Source organism: Roseobacter sp. S87 (genome assembly GCF_055693285.1).
Genome location: NZ_JBVFTR010000004.1, coordinates 715,231 through 734,873, shown reverse-complemented (window position 1 = coordinate 734,873; position 19,643 = coordinate 715,231). Strand labels below are relative to the sequence as shown.

Annotated in this window: 15 protein-coding genes and 1 pseudogene; 9 read left to right on the top strand and 7 right to left on the bottom strand. The window is 61.9% G+C overall.

Annotation, left to right across the window (positions count from 1 at the left end; all coding sequences use genetic code 11):
• The 9 genes and pseudogenes from ACZ1HA_RS04470 to ACZ1HA_RS04430 all read left to right on the top strand — a co-directional run bounded on the left by ACZ1HA_RS04470 (window position 1) and on the right by ACZ1HA_RS04430 (window position 11,002).
• Window positions 1–1,470, top strand: a complete 1,470-nt coding sequence (locus ACZ1HA_RS04470; RefSeq protein ID WP_472713020.1) for an amino acid adenylation domain-containing protein — start codon at window positions 1–3, stop codon at window positions 1,468–1,470.
• Entirely contained in the window at window positions 1,451–1,711 is a 261-nt protein-coding gene (locus tag ACZ1HA_RS04465; protein WP_472713019.1) for a phosphopantetheine-binding protein, read from the top strand. The genes ACZ1HA_RS04470 and ACZ1HA_RS04465 overlap by 20 nt, the downstream gene beginning before the upstream one ends.
• Complete coding sequence (locus ACZ1HA_RS04460) at window positions 1,704–4,910, top strand: amino acid adenylation domain-containing protein (protein ID WP_472713018.1); 3,207 nt, start codon at window positions 1,704–1,706, stop codon at window positions 4,908–4,910. Before ACZ1HA_RS04465 ends, ACZ1HA_RS04460 begins: the two co-directional genes overlap by 8 nt.
• Window positions 4,904–5,530: a hypothetical protein gene (locus ACZ1HA_RS04455; protein WP_472713017.1), complete on the top strand. Its 627-nt coding sequence runs from the start codon at window positions 4,904–4,906 to the stop codon at window positions 5,528–5,530. The genes ACZ1HA_RS04460 and ACZ1HA_RS04455 overlap by 7 nt, the downstream gene beginning before the upstream one ends.
• Entirely contained in the window at window positions 5,527–5,832 is a 306-nt protein-coding gene (locus ACZ1HA_RS04450; RefSeq protein ID WP_472715282.1) for a phosphopantetheine-binding protein, read from the top strand. The genes ACZ1HA_RS04455 and ACZ1HA_RS04450 overlap by 4 nt, the downstream gene beginning before the upstream one ends.
• Window position 5,833: 1 nt before the next feature.
• Window positions 5,834–8,389: pseudogene (locus ACZ1HA_RS04445) on the top strand (non-ribosomal peptide synthetase); the annotation flags it as partial.
• Window positions 8,390–8,558: 169 nt separating this feature from the next.
• Window positions 8,559–9,644 carry an alpha/beta fold hydrolase gene (locus ACZ1HA_RS04440; protein ID WP_472713016.1) on the top strand — a complete coding sequence of 362 codons (1,086 nt, stop codon included), beginning with the start codon at window positions 8,559–8,561 and terminating at the stop codon, window positions 9,642–9,644.
• 55 nt (window positions 9,645–9,699) lie between these two features.
• Window positions 9,700–10,098, top strand: coding sequence for a hypothetical protein (locus ACZ1HA_RS04435; protein ID WP_472713015.1), 399 nt, complete (start codon window positions 9,700–9,702; stop codon window positions 10,096–10,098).
• A 403-nt stretch (window positions 10,099–10,501) separates the two neighbouring features.
• Window positions 10,502–11,002, top strand: coding sequence for a glycosyltransferase (locus tag ACZ1HA_RS04430; RefSeq protein ID WP_472713014.1), 501 nt, complete (start codon window positions 10,502–10,504; stop codon window positions 11,000–11,002).
• Between the two features lies 1 nt (window position 11,003).
• On the opposite strand, the gene ACZ1HA_RS04425 is transcribed toward ACZ1HA_RS04430, so the two are convergent.
• The 7 genes from ACZ1HA_RS04425 to ACZ1HA_RS04395 form a co-directional block, all read right to left on the bottom strand.
• On the bottom strand, window positions 11,004–13,592 hold the full coding sequence (locus ACZ1HA_RS04425; RefSeq protein WP_472713013.1) for a bifunctional diguanylate cyclase/phosphodiesterase: 2,589 nt from the start codon (window positions 13,590–13,592) through the stop codon (window positions 11,004–11,006).
• Window positions 13,593–13,853: 261 nt separating this feature from the next.
• Complete coding sequence (locus ACZ1HA_RS04420) at window positions 13,854–14,687, bottom strand: carbohydrate ABC transporter permease (RefSeq protein WP_472713012.1); 834 nt, start codon at window positions 14,685–14,687, stop codon at window positions 13,854–13,856.
• Window positions 14,688–14,745: 58 nt separating this feature from the next.
• Window positions 14,746–15,822 (bottom strand): sn-glycerol-3-phosphate ABC transporter ATP-binding protein UgpC, encoded by a 1,077-nt coding sequence (gene ugpC, locus ACZ1HA_RS04415; RefSeq protein WP_472713011.1) that lies wholly within the window; start codon window positions 15,820–15,822, stop codon window positions 14,746–14,748.
• Window positions 15,822–16,667: an ABC transporter permease subunit gene (locus ACZ1HA_RS04410; protein WP_472713010.1), complete on the bottom strand. Its 846-nt coding sequence runs from the start codon at window positions 16,665–16,667 to the stop codon at window positions 15,822–15,824. Before ACZ1HA_RS04410 ends, ugpC begins: the two co-directional genes overlap by 1 nt.
• On the bottom strand, window positions 16,667–17,545 hold the full coding sequence (locus tag ACZ1HA_RS04405) for an ABC transporter permease subunit (protein ID WP_375228194.1): 879 nt from the start codon (window positions 17,543–17,545) through the stop codon (window positions 16,667–16,669). Before ACZ1HA_RS04405 ends, ACZ1HA_RS04410 begins: the two co-directional genes overlap by 1 nt.
• Window positions 17,546–17,611: 66 nt before the next feature.
• Window positions 17,612–18,907 carry an extracellular solute-binding protein gene (locus ACZ1HA_RS04400; protein ID WP_472713009.1) on the bottom strand — a complete coding sequence of 432 codons (1,296 nt, stop codon included), beginning with the start codon at window positions 18,905–18,907 and terminating at the stop codon, window positions 17,612–17,614.
• Between the two features lie 161 nt (window positions 18,908–19,068).
• Window positions 19,069–19,611 carry a 2'-5' RNA ligase family protein gene (locus tag ACZ1HA_RS04395; protein ID WP_472713008.1) on the bottom strand — a complete coding sequence of 181 codons (543 nt, stop codon included), beginning with the start codon at window positions 19,609–19,611 and terminating at the stop codon, window positions 19,069–19,071.
• Window positions 19,612–19,643 lie beyond the last annotated feature (32 nt).

Here is a 19,643-nt window from a genome sequence, read left to right as displayed (position 1 = left end):
GTGACGCCCCGCCTGCTCGATACCGCTCTGGCCGCACACGCCCGCCACAGGCCCGACGCGACGGCCATCCGCTTTAATGGTCAGTCTTTCAGCTATACCAGAACACATGCCGCCGCGGACCGTATCGCCGGTTGCCTCGCCGCGAGGGGCATCGGCGCCGGAGACCGGGTCGGGATTTATGCGCAGAAGGGGTTCGAAACCATCGCCGCCGTCTTTGGCGTGATGCGCGCGGGGGCGGCCTATGTCCCGATTGATCCCGCAGCACCCGCGTCCCGCGTCCGGGATATTGCAGACGACTGCACCCTTTCCCTGATCCTGACCGATCCGCTCTGCGCTGAACGCTTCTCCGGCGAGACGCCTTTACTGTTGCTGGAGCATGCCCTGCGGTCAGATGCGCCTTTACCAAAGCTTACCCGCCATGCCGATGATCTGGCCTATATCCTCTACACGTCCGGCTCGACCGGCAAGCCAAAGGGCATCTGTCACACGCACAAAAGCGGTCTGGCCTATGCATGCAAAACGGCGGCGCTCTGTGCGCTGACCCCCCACGACCGGGTCAGTCATCACACCCCTCTGCACTTCGATATGTCGGTTTTCGACATCTTCTCGACCATCGAGGCCGGCGGCACCATCGTTGTCATCCCCGAGATCTATGCGAAAATCCCCGCCAGCCTGTCTTCGCTGGTTGAGAAAGAAGGCATAACCGTCTGGTATTCTGTTCCTTTTGCCCTCGCACAGCTGACAACGCGTGGAGCGTTACACAAATACGATCTCTCAGGTCTGAGGCTGGTTATGTACGCCGGCGAGGCCATGCCACCTGATGTGCTTCAGTCCTTTTCGCATCACGTGCCCCAGGCCTCGTTTCTGAACGCCTACGGGCCCACAGAGACAAACCACTGCACCACCGCCCTGCTGCCACCCGATCTGATTGACGGCAAAAGCGCTTTGCCCATCGGGCTGCCTGACGTGGGCGTGGTGGCACGGATTGCGGACACCGGCGAGCTTCTGATCGCCTCTGATCAGCTGATGACCGGATACTGGAATGACCCGGAGCGCACGCAGGAAGCATTTGTGACCCTGCCGCATGAGGGCCGGGACCTGCGGTTCTACCGTACCGGTGATCTTGTGGACCGGGGCGCAGATGGCACCATCTGGCTGCGCGGCCGTGCAGACCGCCAGATCAAACTGCGCGGCTTCCGTATCGAGCTGGATGAGGTCGAACTGGTGTTGCAGCGGCACAGAGAAGTGCGTGAAGCGGCCGTAGTCGTGGACCACAATGCTCAGACCCTTGTGGCTTTCATTTCCAGTACTGCCAACGGCGATGCGCTCCTTCGTTATGCGGCCGAAAACCTGCCGCCTTATGCCGTGCCCGAACGGATCATTTCCGTGCCCACGCTGGCCCGGACCTCAACCGGCAAAATAGACCGCAAAGCCCTGCAGGAGGTGAGCTGTGACCGCTCTGCAGCCTGAACACACCCGGCCCGTGCTGCGCGGCTACATCAGCGGCAGCCTTCTGGGAAACAGAGAGATCTCAGATGACGAGAATCTGCTGCTCAGCGGTCTGCTGGATTCGCTGGCGGTTATGTCTCTCGTGACCTTCACCGAACAGGAATTCGGTCTGAAAATTCCGTTTGAGGATGTTGTGATCGAAAACTTCGAAACCATTGAGGCAATTGCCGCCTACCTGGAGACGCGGGCACCCGATGCGTGACACAACGACCGACATTCCCCTGACACAGAGCCAGCTGCGTTTCTGGCAGGGCACCCGCCTGACACCGGACGCGCCACTCTACACGATGGTCTGGCGGTTTGACCTTCTGCAGGAGATCGATCCGGCGCGCTTTTCACGGGCGCTGAACAGGGTGGTGAATGCTTCGGATGCGATGCAGGCCCGGTTTCGCGACACAGAGAATGGTCCGGTTCAGTTTCCGGCGGATACCGCTTTTGCCGTGCCCGCGTTCCGCGATCTGAGCGAAACGCCTGATCCCGAAGCAGCCCTTGAGGCGCTTCTGGCCTCCTTCCTCGCCGACCCCTTTGATCTCAGCTGCGGAAGCTACCGAGCACAGCTGGTCAAACTAGCTCCTGCGCATTGGGTTTGGTTGTCGGCACAGCATCATATCGCCTGTGATGCACAGTCAGGTGCGCTGCTCTTTGAAGCGGTATCACAGGCCTATGCCACAGATGGCGAAACAGACACCGGACCTGCCTGGTTTGATGCCGCACAGCGTCTCAACGATCAGTTCACGCGCGACACCACTGCCGGCGACGCGGATCAAAGCGCACCACCCGCGGCCCAAAGCCTGCCCTATGGCGCAAAGCCGGACCGTCACCCCAAATCGGTGCGCGTCCGCAGTGACAGCCTTGATCACGCGGCCCGGAGACTGGATGCGCTGGGGACGGACCCGCAGTTTCGCATGTTCACACCGGACCTTACCCGTCTGGCGCTGTTTCTGACCGCCTGGACCGCGTTCCTGCACCGCATCGCCCATGACGACCACGTGGTTATGGCCCTGCCCGCCCATAACCGTCTGACCGCCGAAGACCGCCAGACGATGGGGCTCTTTGTTGAGGTGCTTCCCTTTGGCACGGATATCGAGTGCGGCGACAGCTTTGCGACGCTCTTTACCCGCGTGCGCGAGGGGCTGGGTACCTTTCTCCGGCAGGCCAGACCCAATGCCATTGCCGCGCAGGCCCCTGGCGGCACAGCCAGTGTTCTCAACTTTATCCAGGCGCGTTTCGGGGGTTTCGCGGGTGCGCCTGCGCGCGCGACCTGGCTGCACAGCGGTGCGCATGATCCGCACAACCCGCTGCGCCTGCATGTCACGGATTTCGATGGCAGCGGTCCCGCGCTGGAAATTGACGTCAGCGCGGCCATCAGCCGGGAAACAGACGCCGCAGAGATCCCGGACCAGTTCGCACAACTGCTGGAGGCGGTCTGCGATGATGCCACCGCACCGCTGGTAACCCTGCCCCTGACTTCCGATGCGGCCGCCACAGAGATCACCGGGCTTTGCGCCGGACCAGCGGCACCGCCGGACGCCGCAACCCCGGTCCTGACGCTGATCGAAGAACAGGTGCGGGAACGACCCGACGCCATTGCGGCACGGGAAGGCAGCACCGTCAGCACCTACCGCGACCTCTGGAAACAGGCGGGGCATTTCGCGGCGGCTGTCCAGGGCGCCACATCCGGCGCGGGACCTGTCGCTGTACAGATGCACCGGTCCGTGGACTGTATTGCCGCCATTCTTGGGGTGCTGCGTGCCGGTTGCCCCTTTGTGCCCGTCGCAGCGAACACCCCCGCCGGGCGCGTGTCCACCATTCTGCAGGCTGCGGGCGCTGTGGCCGTGATCGGCGACGCCCGAACCGCCACAAAACTGAAAACGACCAGCACTGTCCCCGTCATCACCTCCCCTTCTGCCGCGCAGGACCCGCTGCCCATCGGACAGGATGATACGGCCTATGTGCTCTTTACCTCGGGCTCAACGGGTACGCCCAAAGGGGTCGTTGTCCCGCAGGACGGGCTGGCGCATTACATCCGCTGGGCCGCAGAGGCGTTCAGCACTCCGGGCCACACAGACTACGCGTTCTTTTCCTCGCTGTCGTTTGACCTGACGATCACCTCGATCTTTGTCCCGCTGACAACCGGTGGCACGATTGCCGTCTATCCGGAAACAGGGCCAACCGATCTGGCCGTGCTCGACGTGTTCCGCGAGGATGCCGTGGGTGTGGTCAAACTCACGCCATCTCACCTGGCACTGGTCTGCGAGGCGGGTCAGTCCGTCAGCACAATCCGCACGCTGGTGCTGGGCGGAGAGAACCTGACCACCAGCCTTTGCAGGCGCGCGCGCGCCGTCCTGTCCGACAGGCTCGCGATCCTCAATGAATACGGGCCCACCGAGGCGATCGTGGGCGCAATGATCCACCGGTTTGATCCGGCGGCGGACACCGGAGCCTCTGTGCCCATCGGCAGACCGGCTGACGGCGTAGCGGTGACCGTCCGGGACGCCGGGCTGTCCGTACTGCCAGCAGGTATCGCCGGAGAGATCTGTATCAGCGGGCGTCTCGCTTCCGGTTATCTGGGTCAGCCCGACCTGACCGCCGGGGCCTTTGTCACAGCGCCGGACGGCACATTTCTCTACCGGACAGGCGATATCGGCCGCAAGGCCCGTGACGGCTCACTGCGGTATTTGGGACGGCGCGATGACCAGCTCAAAATCGGTGGTGTCCGCATCGAAACCGCCGAAATCACCAATGCCCTGCTTGCCGTCGACGGTGTCAGTGCGGCGCATGTGGCCCTGCCCCGCACGACAGAAGACGCGCCATCTGCGCATTGCACCCGTTGCGGCTTGCCGGACACATTCCCCGGCGCCTCCCTGTCCGAAGCAGGCCTGTGCTCCATCTGCGAAGGCTTTGACAACTACCGCGACCGCGCACAGGCCTATTTCCGCCCCGAGCATGATCTGGCCGACAGGCTGCGCGCTGCGGCGGAAAAATCGCGCGGGCCCTATGACGCCGTCATGCTGCTCAGCGGCGGCAAGGACAGCACCTATGCGGCCTACCGCCTGGCGGAACTGACGCCGCGCGTGCTGGCTGTGACGCTGGACAACGGCTTTATCGCGGAGGGTGCCAAAGACAACATCCGCCGCGTTGTCGCAGATCTGGGCTGGGATCACCGGTTTCTGAGCACAGACCGGATGAACGAGATTTTTGTCGACAGTCTGAACACGCACGCAAACGTCTGCCAGGGATGCTTCAAGGCGCTTTACACGCTTGCAATCCGTACGGCGCGCGCGGAGGGCGCGCCCGCGATTGTCACCGGCCTGTCGCGCGGGCAGTTCTTTGAAACGCGCCTCTCGCCCGAGCTTTTTCGCGCAGCGCGCCGACCTGTGCGCAGCTGGAAAACATGGTGACCGAAGCACGCCGCCGGTATCACGCCGAAGACGACGCTGTGGCCACGCTGTTGCAGACCAGTGATCTGGCCGATGGCGCCTTCCTCGAAGAGATTGATATCATTGACATCTACCGGTTCATCGACGTGCCCGTGTCGGAAATCTACCGGGTGCTGGACGCGCGCGGCGCCTGGAAACGACCCGCTGACACCGGACGCTCCACCAATTGCCTGATCAACGACGCCGGGATCTATGTGCACCAGAACCGCCGCGGGTATCACAACTATGCCCTGCCCTACAGCTGGGATGTGCGGATGGGCCACAAGACCCGCGCCGAAGCACTGGATGAGCTGAATGACGAGATCGACCCGAATGCGGTCCGCAGTATGCTGGGTCAGATCGGGTACGACCCGGGTCAGGATACAGCGTCCGGCGCGGGTCTGACAGCCTGGGCCGCAACCGACGGCAGCGTCAGCGAGGATGCCCTGATGGGGGCCCTGCGGGCGAAACTGCCACGCGAGGCTCTGCCGTCGCGCATTGTGCTGACCGACGCGCTGCCGCTGACCCCGAACGGCAAGGTGGATCACGAAAGGCTGCCGGCACCAGGCGCGCCGGTGGATGCAGCCTTTGAGCCCCTCTGACAGAAACAGAGCAGCAACTGGCCGCAGTGCTCTGTGAAGTCACCCAGACCGCACAGGTCAGCCGTCACGCTGATTTCCTCGACATCGGGGTGGATTCACTGGCGGCGATCCAGGTCGCGATGCGGGCCAATGAACTGGGTATTCCCCTGCAGGCAACGGCCCTCTTTGAATACAGAACGCTGGCCGCCCTGGCCGAAAACGCCGATACGCAGCAACCGCAGAGCGCAGGCGACGACACGGATGATCTGGGCTTTGAGCTTGACGCAGAAGACCTCGCGTCCCTGACCGGGGCGCTCTCCTGACATGACCCTGCCGGCCGGCGTCACAGCGGTTCTGCCGCTCACCCCCGCGCAGAAAGGCATGCTCTTTCACGTGCTGGAAGACCCCGCGGCCCAGGGCCGTTATGTCGCCGTGCTGTCCTGTACCATCGACGGCCCGCTCGATCCGCAGCGCCTGAAAACAGCGATGCAACAGGCCGTGACCGCGCGTGACAGCTACCGGGCCGGTTTCGTCTGGGAAGGCATGAAGCAGCCCGCCCAGGCAATCCGCGAAACCATCACCCTGCCCTGGGAAGAGGACGACTGGTCCGGCAAATCCGGCGATGCGGCCCAGACTGATCTGGCGGCCCTGATCCGGCTGGAACAATCGCGCCGGTTTGATCTGGGCAAACCGCCCCTGATGGCCGTCCGCCTGATCCGCCGCACCGAAACTGAGCACGTTCTGGTCTGGACCGTGCACCATCTGATCAGCGACGGCTGGTCCACCTCTGTCGTGCTGGATGACATTTTCCGGCGCTATGCGGGCGAGGCCACACCGGATCGCGCACCGGCTTCGTTCCGGGATGTTCTGGGCTGGGTGCGTAAAAACCGCCAGGACGTGGCTGACCGAGACTACTGGGGGACGCATCTGGCCGGTCTGGACGATCCCGCAACGCTTCCCCTGGCCCCGCTGGCCAGACCAGGCGCGGGCCAGGACCACAGGGAGATGCTGCTTGGCGCGGACACGGCCCGCGCTGTTTGTGAAACATCGAAAAAACTGCGCATCACCCCGAACTCGTTTTTGTCGGCGGCCTGGGCGCTGACCCTCCGGCATCTGACCGGCAGCAATGACGTAATCTTCGGCCAGACCTATGCCGGCCGGCCGCCGGAGGTTCCGGGATCGGCAACTGCGGCCGGGGCGTTCATCAACACCCTGCCTCTGCGGCTGCGGATTGATCCTGAGGCGACTGTCGCTGAGTTTCTGACCAATACCGAAATCCACCAGCGCGCGCATTCGCCACATGCCTTCGCCGCATTGGCAGAAGTACAGGCAATCGCCCCCGTCCCGCGCGGCACGCCATTGTTCGATACGCTCTTTGTGAACGAACCCGTGGCCACCCTGCCCGGTGAACGGGCCGGGGTGACCGTCCGCGACCTGCGCACGGTGCAGTCCAGCAACTACACCCTGGCCATGCTCGTGACGCCGGGGGAGGATCTGCGCTGCGAGCTCTACTTCGACACCTCAAAAGTGTCACCGGATCTCGCAGACGGGATACTGCTGCGCTACCGCATGATCGTCACAGCCCTCACGGCTGACCCGCGGCGCACGCTGGCCGACGCGCTGCAGCAGGCACTGCCGATGCCCCGGGTGACCGCAACGCAACCCTACCAAACGGTCCTCGAACGGTTTCTGAAGGCGGCAGAAAACACTCCCGATGCCCCCGCCGTCAGCGACGCACATACGACGCTGACCTACGGCCAGCTCCGCTCCCGCGCCGGCGAAATCGCAACCGCCCTCCGACGCGCAGGCACCCGGCCGGGCGAGATCATTCCCGTGGCACTGCCGCGCGAAACCGATGCTCTGGCCGCCTTCATCGGCACCTGGATGGCCGGTGCCGCCTACGTCCCGCTGGACCTGACGTATCCTGCCGCACGGATTGCGGACATTCTGGAAACGGTCGATCCCGCCCGGATCATCACGCGCGGCGACACCATCGATACCCTGCCTGCACACGGGGCCGACCTTATCCTGACGGATAGGCTGACCGGCGATGACGCCCCCACCGTGACGCCCGGGCCACTGGCCTATGTGATTTTCACCTCCGGGTCACAGGGCAAGCCGAAGGGCGTCGTAATCTCTCACAATGCCCTGGCCCATTCTACCGGCGTGCGAGACGAGATCTACGGCGGGACGCCGGACGCGTATCTGGTACTCTCCTCGCTGGCCTTTGACAGCTCTGTGCCCGGGCTCTGCTGGCCGCTGGCCACGGGCGGGCACGTCGTGCTGGCCCCACAGCATGCGGAACAGGACCCGGACGGTCTCGGCACTCTGATTGACAGACATTCGGTCACGCATACCCTGTGCCTGCCCGGGCTGGCGGCTGCATTGCTGGACGCGCTTCCGGACCGGACATTACGCCGCCTCAGAACCCTTATCTGCGCCGGAGAAGCCCTGCCCCAGCAGCTTGTTGACCGCGTGGGTCAGGCCGCCCCCGGGCTCAGGCTTTTCAACGAATACGGACCAACGGAAACGACCGTTTGGGCAACCGCGGCGGAAGTGACCGGCTGCACCACCGACACCGTGCCCATCGGCCGCGCGCTGCCCGGCACCTGGGCGGGGATCTGCGACCCCGATGGCATCCCCCTGCCGCCCGGCGTCCGGGGCGGGATCGCGGTGTGTGGTCCGACGCTGGCCGAGGGATATTTCAATGCCCCGGCCCTGACGGAACACACCTTTGCCGCTGCAGGAACGGGCGCGCCGCGCCTTTACCGGACCGGCGACAGCGGGTACGCCGACGCGTCAGGCACCATTACCTGGACCGGACGCAGCGACCGGCAGGTGAAAATACGTGGTCACCGGGTCGAACCCGGCGAAACCGAAGCAGCCGCCCAGTGCCCTTTGCCCCGGTTCGTCCTGCCTTGTTTTGCCTATCGACGGGGCAATAGTTCTGTGCATCGAAACACCCCCCGGCACGGCGGAAGCAGAAGAGATCAGGGCACAGCTTGCCACACGCCTGCCCGCCCCCTTTGTGCCCGCGCGGATCCTTCTGATGGATCAGTTTCCACGCCTGCCCAACGGGAAAACCGATGTCGGCGCGCTGACGGAGATGGCCGCCGTCCGGCCTGTTGCCGGTGCCGTCCCGCCCCCCATGACAGCGCTGGAACAGCAGATTGCGGACATCTTTGCCGGCGCACTTGGCACAGACAGTTTCGACCCGGACGCAGACTTTTTCGACGAAGGCGGCGACAGTCTCATGACCATTGCGGTGTACAGCATGGCACGCCAGCACGGCCTGACATTTGCCCCGGTCGACATCTTTGAACACCCGACACCGCGCGCTCTCGCGCGGCGTGTTCTGGCGACCGCAGACACCAGGGTGGACAGCCGGCAAGTCCGCAATGTGTGCTATGCCAACAGCGGCGGCGACCGGGACGCGGTGTTTATCGTGCACGGCACAATGCAGCTGTTCAGCCAGGTCGCCCGTGGGCTTGGCGACCGCCATCCGGTCGGGTTGCTGTTCTCGCATTACCTTCACGGGTTGCGGGTGCCGCTGACAATCCGCGTTGAGGACCTGGCACAGGAGGCCGTGGAAAACCTGCGCGCCCTCAAACCAGCCGGTCCTTATGTTCTCTGCGCCTATTCGGCCGGAGCGCCCGTGGCGCTGGAAATGGCCCGCATCCTCGGGGACGAACTGAAACACCTCGTTCTGATCGATCCGCCCTACCAGATGCTGCAGGACGGCCCACCCCCGGGCACCGAGCCCGCCGCTCTGCACCTCTACCGCCGGACCAGACGCGCCCTTGCACTGCGGTTGCTGCGGCACACGGCACGGGTGGCAGCACTCACTGTCCTCGCGCCCGTTATGCCCCGCTCAGACTGGCGGCGACGTACGCTGGTCCGCTCGGCCTATGTCTTTTCGCTGTCGCGCTACCGGATCCGGCAATACGACCGGCCGGTCACTGTCATGATTTCACAGGAAAATCCGGCTCTGGCGGCTGGCAGCGCCATCGACACCCGTCTGAAAAACCGCAGCGTCATCAACCTGCAGCACCGGCATCGTGACGTCCTCACGGCTCCCGAAAGCGTTGTCGCGGTTGCAACCTCGATCATCTCCCTGATGAGAAAACCATCCTGAGCCGCGCAGAAAGGAGCCGATCATCGCACGACTGCTGTTCACCTGCACCGGCCTGATGAGCAATCTTTTCTCAACACTCGCTCTGGCCGAAACGCTGCAGGGGGCAGGCCATGATGTCACGTTTGCCGCGCCCGACAACTGCCAGAGCGCCATCGCTCATGCCGGGTTTCCGGTGGTCCCCGTTCAGGCCCCGCTGCTGAGCGTGCGCGCAGGCTACCTGCCAAAACCCGGCCTTCCGCGGACGGCACGCCTGAAACAGGACCGAACGGCACGGGCCGTTGCGCGCATTGAGGAAGATGGGTTTGCCCAAGCGCTCAAACAGACCGCGCCCGACATGGTGCTGGCCGACTGCGAGCACCACAGCGCAGTCATCCGCAGCATTTCGGCGGGATATCGGACTGTCCTGCTGTCGTTTATGTACTTCTCTCCGCCGGGACCGCTGGCGCCCCCCTGACCACTTCGGCCATACCGGGCAGAGGCCTGACCGGCACGCCGGCGGCTGTCAGTATGCGCTGGCGCCTGCTCGAGATGACCAAACACCTCAGATTGCGGCGCGCGAGCTTCCGCCGCTGGGGGGCTGACATGGCCACCGCACACAGGGCTCTGGCGGACAAGAACGGCGTTGATCTGGTCAACATCACAACCCGAAAGGCGTTTCAGACACCGTGGAGCTACCGGTTGCCAACGCTGGCTCTGGTTGACGGCGCGCTGGACTTTCCGGCTCCCGCAGCAGAGCACCTGACCTTCCTCGGACCTCAGATCTGGCGGAACCGACCGCGCCCCGTCGCAGCACCTGACCCGGATCGTTTTTTGCGCGCGGCGACGGGAAAAAACGCATCTACGCCGGGTTCGGATCCATGCGCAGACCGCCCGTCAGGTTCATTCAGGCGCTCAACCAGGTCGCGCAGGCCCATACCGGCTGGAACATTCTGGTGGCAGGCGATGCCGACCGGCTGCTGCCCGGCACCACCCCCGCCGACAATCTGCAGTTTGCCGGCTGGGCACCACAGCTTGACGCGCTGGAAGCGGCCGACTGCGCGATTTTCCATGGCGGCGCAGGCACTTTCGGTGAATGCCTTGCAACCGCGACGCCTATGCTGATCTGCCCCAATGCACTCGATGGAAAGGGGAATGCCGCGCGCGCGCAGTATCACGGCATTGGTATGTCCGGCGGATACCGGGACAGTCCCGCAAAGATCGCACGGACCCTGCAACAACTCATGACCTCTGAAAGCACCAGGTCCCGGCTGGCTCAGATACAGAAACGTCTGGCATCGGTCCAGGCCTCCGGGCACGTCGCTGATGTCGTCGGGCGCCTGATGCGGCGCAACGGGGCAACCGTGCGATCTCCGAACTGACCTAGGAGCGCCCCGACGTTCGCCCGCGCGCCAGGTTCTCACGCTCTCCGCCGCAGATGAACGCTTCGAGTTTTTCAAACGGCATTGGCCGGGCAAAATAGAAGCCCTGCAGCGTATCGCAACCGAGATCACGCATGATGGCTGCATGCCGGGCGGTTTCCACCCCTTCCGCGGTGACCGAAATGCCCAGTGCTTTGCCCATTTCAATCATGTTCCGGGCCAGTGTGCGCGCGGTCGTATCGGTGTCGACCGGCTGAACCAGCATCCGGTCCAGCTTCATCACATGGGGCTTGAGGTGTTTCAGACCGATAACCGATGCATGCCCCGACCCGAAGTCATCCACTTCGATCTGGAAACCAGCCGCGCGCAGATGGTTGATCCGTGCCACAAAATTCTGGTCCTGCTCTTCAACCAGCACGCTCTCCAGCACTTCGAGCGCAACAATTGTCTGCCCGATGTCATGCCGCCGGACAATGTCCTCGATGCGTGTATTCACGATCTGATGCACGTCCATGTTGAACGATATCTTCGGCACCGGATAGCCGGCGTCATTCAGCCGCGCGATGCGGGACAGCCCGAATTCGAACACCTGGCGGTCAATGTCCGGGGTAAAGCGCAGCTGTTCCGCAACCTTCAGGAACTGCGAGGGCGGCAGCAGGCCCCGCGTCGGATGCAGCCAGCGCACCAGCGCCTCAACCCCCTCAAGGGCACCGGAATGCGCGTTGAACTGAGGCTGGAAAAACGCCTCGAACTCTTTGTTGCGGATCCCCAGTTCAATCTCAGCCGACAGCATGCGCTTTTCATTTACGATACTGTGCAGCTGTGGTGTGTAGAGAGTTGCTGTGTTCCTGCCGAGTTCCTTGGCCGAATACAGCGCCGAATCCGCCCCTTTCAGCAGGTCCGAATTGCTCAGCAGGCCATCCATGGCAGACGCGATCCCGAAGCTGGCACCAACCCGGCAGGTCTTGCCTTCAAAGTCCATTTCCCTGCGGATCTCCACCAGCAGGCCATCGGTCATCCGTCGCGCCGTTTCGGAATCGCCACCGACCTCCAGCAGGATCACAAATTCATCGCCGCCGATACGGGCCGCAACGTCGCCTGGCCGCACGCCCTTCTTCAGGATCTCGCCCACGCTTTTCAGAACAAAATCCCCGGCCGCATGGCCGAGCGTATCATTGACGTTTTTAAAATGGTCGAGGTCCACGCGGATCAGAGTGCGCGGCGGGTGTATGTCGGTCACTTCTGTCTCCAGAATACCGTCCAGACACCGGCGGTTCGGCAGCCCGGTCAGCGCGTCATGCAGCGACTGCCTTTCCGTAGCAGCCTTGGCTTGCGCGAGCTTTTCCTGCGCTTCCTTGGCCGCCGTAATGTCTGTAGAAATCGATGCAAACCGAACACCGGTTGCCGCCGTTGCCTCCAGCGGCGAAATGCCAAGGCTGATCCAGTAAGGCCGTCCGTCCTTGTGATAGACCAGAACCTCGGTTTGCACCGGCTCACGGTTCCGGATCGCATCGCGGATCTGCGTGATCACACGCGGATCTGTGTCGGGGCCGTACAGCAGGTCATTGGGCCGGACGCCGACCACTTCTTCCCTGCTGTAGCCGGTAATTTTGGTGAACGCATTATTCGTCCAGATTATCCTGCGCTCACTGTCGGTGACCAGGATGCTTTCATTCGCCATTTCCGCGATCTGCGCCAGTTCCCCCAGTTCGCGTTGCTTCTGCGCCAGTACCTCACGGGATTTTTCCAGTTCTTCATGGGGCCGCACAATCGCACGCATGCCCGAAGCCGCCATCATGCTGAAGGGGACAACAAGCGCGAGCATCGCCACGCCGATCGCATTCACAACCAGATTGAACCCCAGATTTGCCAGCGTTTTCTGATCGGTATCCACGATCAGATGGAAGTCTCCGCTGGGCATGCGCGTGGACACGATCGAGCCGCTGCGCCCGAACCACTCGCCCCAGCGCTCCATCTGAAACGTCGTGGCGATTACGGTCGCAGGCTGACCATCGGTGGCCGTCAGTATATGCCCGAGATCAACGGTTCTTTCAAAAACCAGCAACCCCTCGACCTGACCCAGAGACAGAACCGGTACCGAAATCAGGAAATGGGCCATGTGTTCGCCGCGGCTGGGCCGGTACGAAATACGCGCCTCCGCAGGGGTGCGGCCACTGACCAGATCGGCAATACCCTCGACCGCTTCAACAGGCAGAAAAGGCGAGGTTGACTGTTCTTCATGCACCGAGACCTTTACGCGCCCGCTGAAATCAACAAGACGGATGTTCCGGGCATCCTGCAGCGTCAGCAGGGCACTGATGGCCATTGCATCGCGGGTTTCGTGACCGGTGACATATTCAACGATATCAGGCGAACGGGCCAGAAACTCGCCCTCATCCACCATGGCATCAAGGATCGAGCCGATCACGTTGGCCTTGGTTTCAAGGTGCGCGCGTTTGGCTTCCAGCTGCATCTTTTTCAGCGTCGGCGCAGAGGCAAACCAGACCGCACCGGCCACACACAGGATCGACAGGATATAGCCAAAGAGCGTCAGCTTCAGAAAGCGGCTCATGAAATTGATGCGCTGCATGGTCTCTACCCCTGCGCGCGTCTGGTTCGGTGGCTGATCACAGAGCACAGGACACCGGCGGCCCGGGCCACAAGGCCAGACCACACCAAACATCGCCGATAAAACAGGCCCACGCCCGACATCCACATCTCCTCTGCAAAGCAGATGATGCCGGTGAATGTTTCAGGAACGGTTTAACCGCGTCGTCAGGTGGTCAGAAACGATGCATTTCTGCTTAAAATGCAGCTAAAAACTGAGGTATCGGCCCGGGCCCGAACAGGCTCAGAAGCTTTCCTTCTGATCCGCGAGCGCACGCAGAAACCAGCGCTGAAAGATGATCACCAGGATCATCGGCGGCAGAATGGTCAGCACAACCAGCGCCATACCCGGACCACTTTCCTGGCCGATCAGGCGGATGCCGCGCACCAGCGTGTAATGCCCCTCGTCCGTGCTGATCAGCAGCGGCCACAGATACTGGTTCCAGCCGATCATGAACGAGACCACGAAAATCGCCCCGCCCCGTTCGCGCGACAGCGGCAGGATAAAATCCACAAAAAAGCGCCAGGGCCCCGCCCCGTCCAGCCGCGCGGCTTCGAGATATTCGCCCGGAAAGCTCAGAAACAGCTGGCGGAAAAACATCGTGCCAAGGGCGATCATCACCGCAGGCAGGATCATACCGGTATACGTGTTGATCAGCCCCAGCGCAGAAGTCACCTGAAAGGTTGTGATGAAACGGCTTTCAAGCGGCAGCAGCAGCGTGGCAAGCGTCACCCACAAAAAGGCCTTTGCCAGCGGCAGGCGGAACCAGACCAGCCCATAGGCCGCCAGCAGTGACAAAACCGTGGTGGCTCCCGCGATCCCTGACGCCACGATCAGTGAATTGCGCAGCATATCCGCGGCCGTGATCTGGTTCGTAAACCCCGCCTGCAGGGTCAGAATGGTACGGAAATTATCCAGCCCATGCGCACCGGGCCAGAACCGCAGCCCCCCGGTCACCAGATCGTGCGTCGACTGGGTGGACGACGACACCATCAGCACCACGGGCCCGATCAGAAAAAGCACACCCGCCATCAGGACGACGTGCGCCCCGATCTGCCGCAACAGGGGCCGCTTCATCCTACGGAAAACCGTCGTGCCGCGCCTTCACACCGGACAAGGGGCGGCACCCGGCCGGTCATTTCAGGCGCTCACCTGTATCCGCGCGGAACACAAAGCTGTCTGCCGGATCAAAACCCAGCGTCAGCCGGTCATCCATATCCGGCAACAGATCCTGCGGGGCCTTCAGGCAGATCTCATGCGCGTCGCCCTCGTCAGATACCGCACCGGTCACCGAGCCGTAGATCAGGTTTTCGCCGCCGTGCTGTTCCACCAGATCGACGCTCAGCGGGAACTGGCCATCCTCGCGGATCGACAGCACATCAGGCCGCACGCCCAGCACCAGCGGCGTATCCGCCGGCAGATCGCTGTAACCCGTCAGGCGGATGTCGCCATTCACCAGGTGCGTGCCGTCAAACGTCACCGGCATCAGGTTGATCTGCGGGGCTCCGATAAAGGACGCCACAAAGAGCGTGCGCGGATTGGAATAGAGCTCCATCGGCGCGCCCATCTGCTCCACCTGTCCCTCATTGATCACCGCCAGACGGTCCGCAAGCGTCATCGCTTCGGTCTGGTCGTGGGTCACATAGATCGAGGTGACATTCATGCTCCGCTGCAGCTTCTTGATCTCGATGCGCATCTGCACGCGCAGCTTGGCATCCAGGTTCGACAGCGGTTCATCAAACAGAAAGACCTGCGGGTTGCGCACAATCGCACGTCCCATGGCCACACGCTGACGCTGTCCCCCCGACAGCTGATTGGGCTGGCGGTCGAGGAACTGATCGATCTTGAGCATCTTCGCCGCCTCAACGATGCGGCGTTCGATCTCGTCTGCCGGCATTTTGCGGTTCTTCAGACCATAGGACATGTTCCCGCGCACGGTCATATGCGGATAAAGCGCATAGTTCTGGAACACCATCGCCACATCACGCTGCGACGGGGAAACGTCATTGATCACACGCTCGCCAATGCTGATTTCGCCCGATGTCACAGACTCCAGACCGGCCACCATGCGCAGCAGTGTCGACTTGCCACAGCCCGACGGGCCGACAAAAACAATCAGCTCGCCATCCGCGATCTGCATGTCGACACCAAAGATGGCTTCCGCCCCGTTCGGATATGTTTTGCGGACCTGTTTGAGTTCAACCTGAGCCATTATTTTTCACTCTCCACGAGGCCCTTTACGAACCAATTCTGAAATATCAGCACCACAAGAACCGGCGGCAGTGTCGCCAGAATTGTCAGTGCAAATGCCTTCTGGAACTGGGGCAGCTCGCCGCCCTCGTTCAGCACCTGGTAGATCTGCTTGATGCCGATCACCAGCGTATAATTGTCTTCCTGCGTCGTCATGATGAGCGGCCACAGATACTGGTTCCAGCCGACCACGAACATGATGATCAGGATCGCCGCAATCATCGTCCGGCTCAGCGGCACAAGGATGTCCTTGAAGAACCCCCAGGCGGTGGCCCCGTCAAGACGCGCGGCCTCCAGCAGCTCATCCGGCACAGATTTGAAAAACTGCCGGAAAAAGAACGTGCCAGTCGCCGAAGCAATCAGCGGCACAATCAGCCCCGTATGCGTGTCCAGCAGCCCCATGTTGGCCACCACCTCATAAGACGGAATGATCCGCACTTCGAGCGGCAGCAGCAGCGTCATGAAGATGATCCAGAACAGCGGCACACCCAGCCGGAACCGGAAATAGACGATGGCATAGGCCGCCAGCATCGAGATGATGACCTTGCCGATGGCAAAACCTATCCCGAGGATCATCGAGTTCTTGAGCATGGTCACCGCGGTGACCTTTTTCATCACCCCGCCCTCAACGAAAAGCACCTCGTTGTAGGTCTCGAAAAAATGCCCGCCGGGCCAGAACTGCAGACCCTCGCGCAGGATCGTCTCCGGCGCGTGGGTCGAGGTGGCAAAAGCGATCCAGACCGGCAGCGTCATGAAAATCGCGCCGATGATCAGAATGATATGTGTTGTGATCGAAGGCCGTTCCATCAGTAGTGCACCTTCTTCTCAATGAAGCGGAACTGGATCACGGTCAGCACAAGCACCATGATCATCAGCACCACCGACTGCGCCGAGGAGCCGCCGATGTCCGCGCCGCGGAAACCGTCCTGGAACACCTTGAACACCAGCGTCGTGGTTGCGCCACCCGGTGCGCCCTGCGTTGTGGTGTCGATGATCCCGAAGGTTTCAAAGAACGCATAGGTGATGTTGATCACCATCAGAAAGAACGTCGTGGGCGCGAGCAGCGGGAAGGTGATCGTCCAGAACCGGCGGAACGAACTGTCACAGTCCATGGTCGCCGCTTCCTTCACCGAATTGGGGATGCCCTGCAGCCCGGACAGGAAGAAGATGAAGTTCACACTCACCTGTTTCCAGACCGAAATCAGGATCACCACAAAACCCGCATCCACCGGATCCAGCTTGTGGTCGAAATCAAACCCCAGCGCATTCATGCCCTGGTAAAGATCCCCGATCAGCGGGTTGAACATCAGGTTGCCCATCAGCCCCGCAACAGGCGGTGCGATGGCATAGGCCCACATCAGCAGCGTCTTGTAGGTGCTCGCGCCATGGATGACCTCGTTGGCCTTGACCGCCAGCAACAAAGCAATCGCCAGCGACAGGAACGTGACCAGCGTCGAGAAGATGATGGTAAAGCCTGCGGCCTGGAGCCATGACGGATTGAAGATTGTGTCTGCGTAATTGCGGAACCAGACAAACTGCGAGGACAGGCCAAAGGCATCTTCAAGCAGGAAAGACTGGTAAATCGCCTGGGCAGCGGGCCACAGGAAAAAGATCACAATAATGATGATCTGCGGTGCAATGAACAGGTACGGAACAGCGCTGTGCTCGAACTGAACGCGCTTCATAAAGTGTGCCCCCCGGCCGGTCTTTGAGTGGCTGGCGGGACACAGCCCCGCCAGCCTTTTTCAGGATCAGTTGTAGGTCGCGTTGAAACGCTCAAGCAGTTCGTTGGCTTCTTCCTCGATGCCCGCGAACGCCTCATCGACAGTCGCGTCACCGGAGAAGATGTCCTCGTAGTGCTTGTACATCACGTCGCGGATCTGAACATAGAACCCAAGACGGTAGCCTTTGGTCCATTCGCCGCCCGGCTGGGTCAGCTGCAGGATGCCAACTTCGGCGTCCGGCGTGGACTCGTAGTAGCCGTCCGCTTTTGCCACGTCATAGGCCGCGTTTGTGATCGGCACATAGCCGGTTTCCTTATGCCAGAAGTACTGGATGTCCGGGCTGGACAGGAAGCTCAGGAAGTCAGCTGTCGCTGCGTTCTGCTCTTCGCTTTTGCCGGCCATGGCGAACAGCGCAGCGCCACCGATGAAGGTGCCCTTGGGCTCTTCGATGATCGCTTCCCAGTACGGCAGGTAGGATGTGCCGAAATCAAAGTCCGCGCTCGCTTTCAGACCGCCGAACGAGCCCGAGGAGCCCAGCCACATGGCTGTTTTCTTCTGCACGAAAGCGTCCTGGTTGTCGCCCCAGCCACGGCCGTAAAAGCCGTAATAACCAGCGTCCAGCCACTCTTTGACCTTGGTCCAGTGCATCTTCATTTCCGGGTTGTTGTACAGGATTTTCACATCCGTACCGTCATACCCGTTGTTGCCCGTCGCCATCTGAAGATTGTGACGGCTGTGGAAGTTCTCGGAGAAAATCCAGGGGCTGTGGCTTTGCGAAAGCGCCTGATACCCGGCCTCTTTCAGCTTGGGTGCCATGGCTTCGAACTCTTCCCATGTGGCTGGCGGTGCGTCGATGCCCACTTCGGCGAAGATGTCTTTGTTGTAGTACAGCAGCGGTGTGGACGAGTTGAACGGCATGCCGATCATCTTGCCATCGCTGTCGGCATAGAAATACCGCACGCCTTCGATAAAGTCGCCGCTGTCAAAGCCGCCTGCGTGCTCTGTCATCAGGTCAGCAACCGGCACAGTGGCGCCTTTTGCGTTGATGATTGTCGCCGCACCGGCGTCGAAAATCTGGATCAGGTCAGGCTGCTGTTTCGCGCGGAATGCGGCGATACCGGCAGTCATCGTATCCTCGTAGCCACCCTTGTATGTGGGCACCAGAACATAGTCGCTTTGGCTGGCATTGTACTTCTCGGCGATCTCCTCGACCACCTCGCCCAGGCGTCCGCCCATCGCGTGCCAGAACTGGATTTCAGTCTGCGCGAGTGCGGAAGTGGCAAAAGTAGCAAAGCCTGCGGCGAGCAGGGCTGTATATTTCATCGGGATCTCCCTTTCCTTGGAACAGCTTGATTGCGTTTTTGTTTTTACAGGCAGGTCAGTGACAAACGCATGACAAAAGATGCATTTGTCCGCCCCCCTGGCGCTACCATCAGCGGTGCAACCGGCGGTGTCAAGTTCTGTGCGGGGTAAACCGCAGGCTGTCAGAGGGCCCCTTCGCCCAGGCGGAAACGGGAGATCACGCGCCACCTGTCGATGGCCAGCGTGGCGGATGAATGGGCCACCACCACATCGCGGATGGGGATGCTGCGGCCGCGGTGGGCGTGCTCCAGCCTCGCATGTATCGCTTCCTTCTCCGGTCCGGGTTCAACGCCGTAGGCCAGACTGATATGTGGCCGCCACGCGGGCGCCGCACTCAGACCCAGCCGGGCGCACAGCTGCTGCCGGGCGTTTGTCACGTGCGCAGGCACCGTCAGATCAAGAAACAAGGACATAAAAAACTGCGGCCCCGCCACCATCGCGGACACGGTGGCCTCAAAAGGTGCGAGGCTCCCCGACATGGCGCGGCAGAGTTCCTGTGTCGCGCCGGGAGACCCGGTCAGATCACCCGCCATGGTGATGTGCGGCATGAACGGCGTTCCGCCGGTCGCTGTGACAAGGGATGCGATCTCTTCGGTGAAAAGAGCGCTGCTGGCGGTATCGGGCACCAGCCAGACGGAATGTTCGCAGGCGTGGCTGTCAGTCATGTCCGGAGTGTTAGGGCCATCTGCGACGCGAC

Excerpts from the sequence above, each read along its gene's own strand:
- ACZ1HA_RS04400 (WP_472713009.1), bottom strand. The coding sequence starts at position 18,907 with ATGAAATATACAGCCCTGCTCGCCGCAGGCTTTGCTACTTTTGCCACT.
- ugpC (WP_472713011.1), bottom strand. The coding sequence starts at position 15,822 with ATGGCTCAGGTTGAACTCAAACAGGTCCGCAAAACATATCCGAACGGG.
- ACZ1HA_RS04425 (WP_472713013.1), bottom strand. The coding sequence starts at position 13,592 with ATGCAGCGCATCAATTTCATGAGCCGCTTTCTGAAGCTGACGCTCTTT.
- ACZ1HA_RS04410 (WP_472713010.1), bottom strand. The coding sequence starts at position 16,667 with ATGGAACGGCCTTCGATCACAACACATATCATTCTGATCATCGGCGCG.
- ACZ1HA_RS04460 (WP_472713018.1), top strand. The coding sequence starts at position 1,704 with ATGCGTGACACAACGACCGACATTCCCCTGACACAGAGCCAGCTGCGT.
- ACZ1HA_RS04455 (WP_472713017.1), top strand. The coding sequence starts at position 4,904 with ATGGTGACCGAAGCACGCCGCCGGTATCACGCCGAAGACGACGCTGTG.
- ACZ1HA_RS04440 (WP_472713016.1), top strand. The coding sequence starts at position 8,559 with ATGGATCAGTTTCCACGCCTGCCCAACGGGAAAACCGATGTCGGCGCG.
- ACZ1HA_RS04430 (WP_472713014.1), top strand. The coding sequence starts at position 10,502 with ATGCGCAGACCGCCCGTCAGGTTCATTCAGGCGCTCAACCAGGTCGCG.
- ACZ1HA_RS04435 (WP_472713015.1), top strand. The coding sequence starts at position 9,700 with ATGAGCAATCTTTTCTCAACACTCGCTCTGGCCGAAACGCTGCAGGGG.
- ACZ1HA_RS04395 (WP_472713008.1), bottom strand. The coding sequence starts at position 19,611 with ATGACTGACAGCCACGCCTGCGAACATTCCGTCTGGCTGGTGCCCGAT.
- ACZ1HA_RS04420 (WP_472713012.1), bottom strand. The coding sequence starts at position 14,687 with ATGAAGCGGCCCCTGTTGCGGCAGATCGGGGCGCACGTCGTCCTGATG.
- ACZ1HA_RS04405 (WP_375228194.1), bottom strand. The coding sequence starts at position 17,545 with ATGAAGCGCGTTCAGTTCGAGCACAGCGCTGTTCCGTACCTGTTCATT.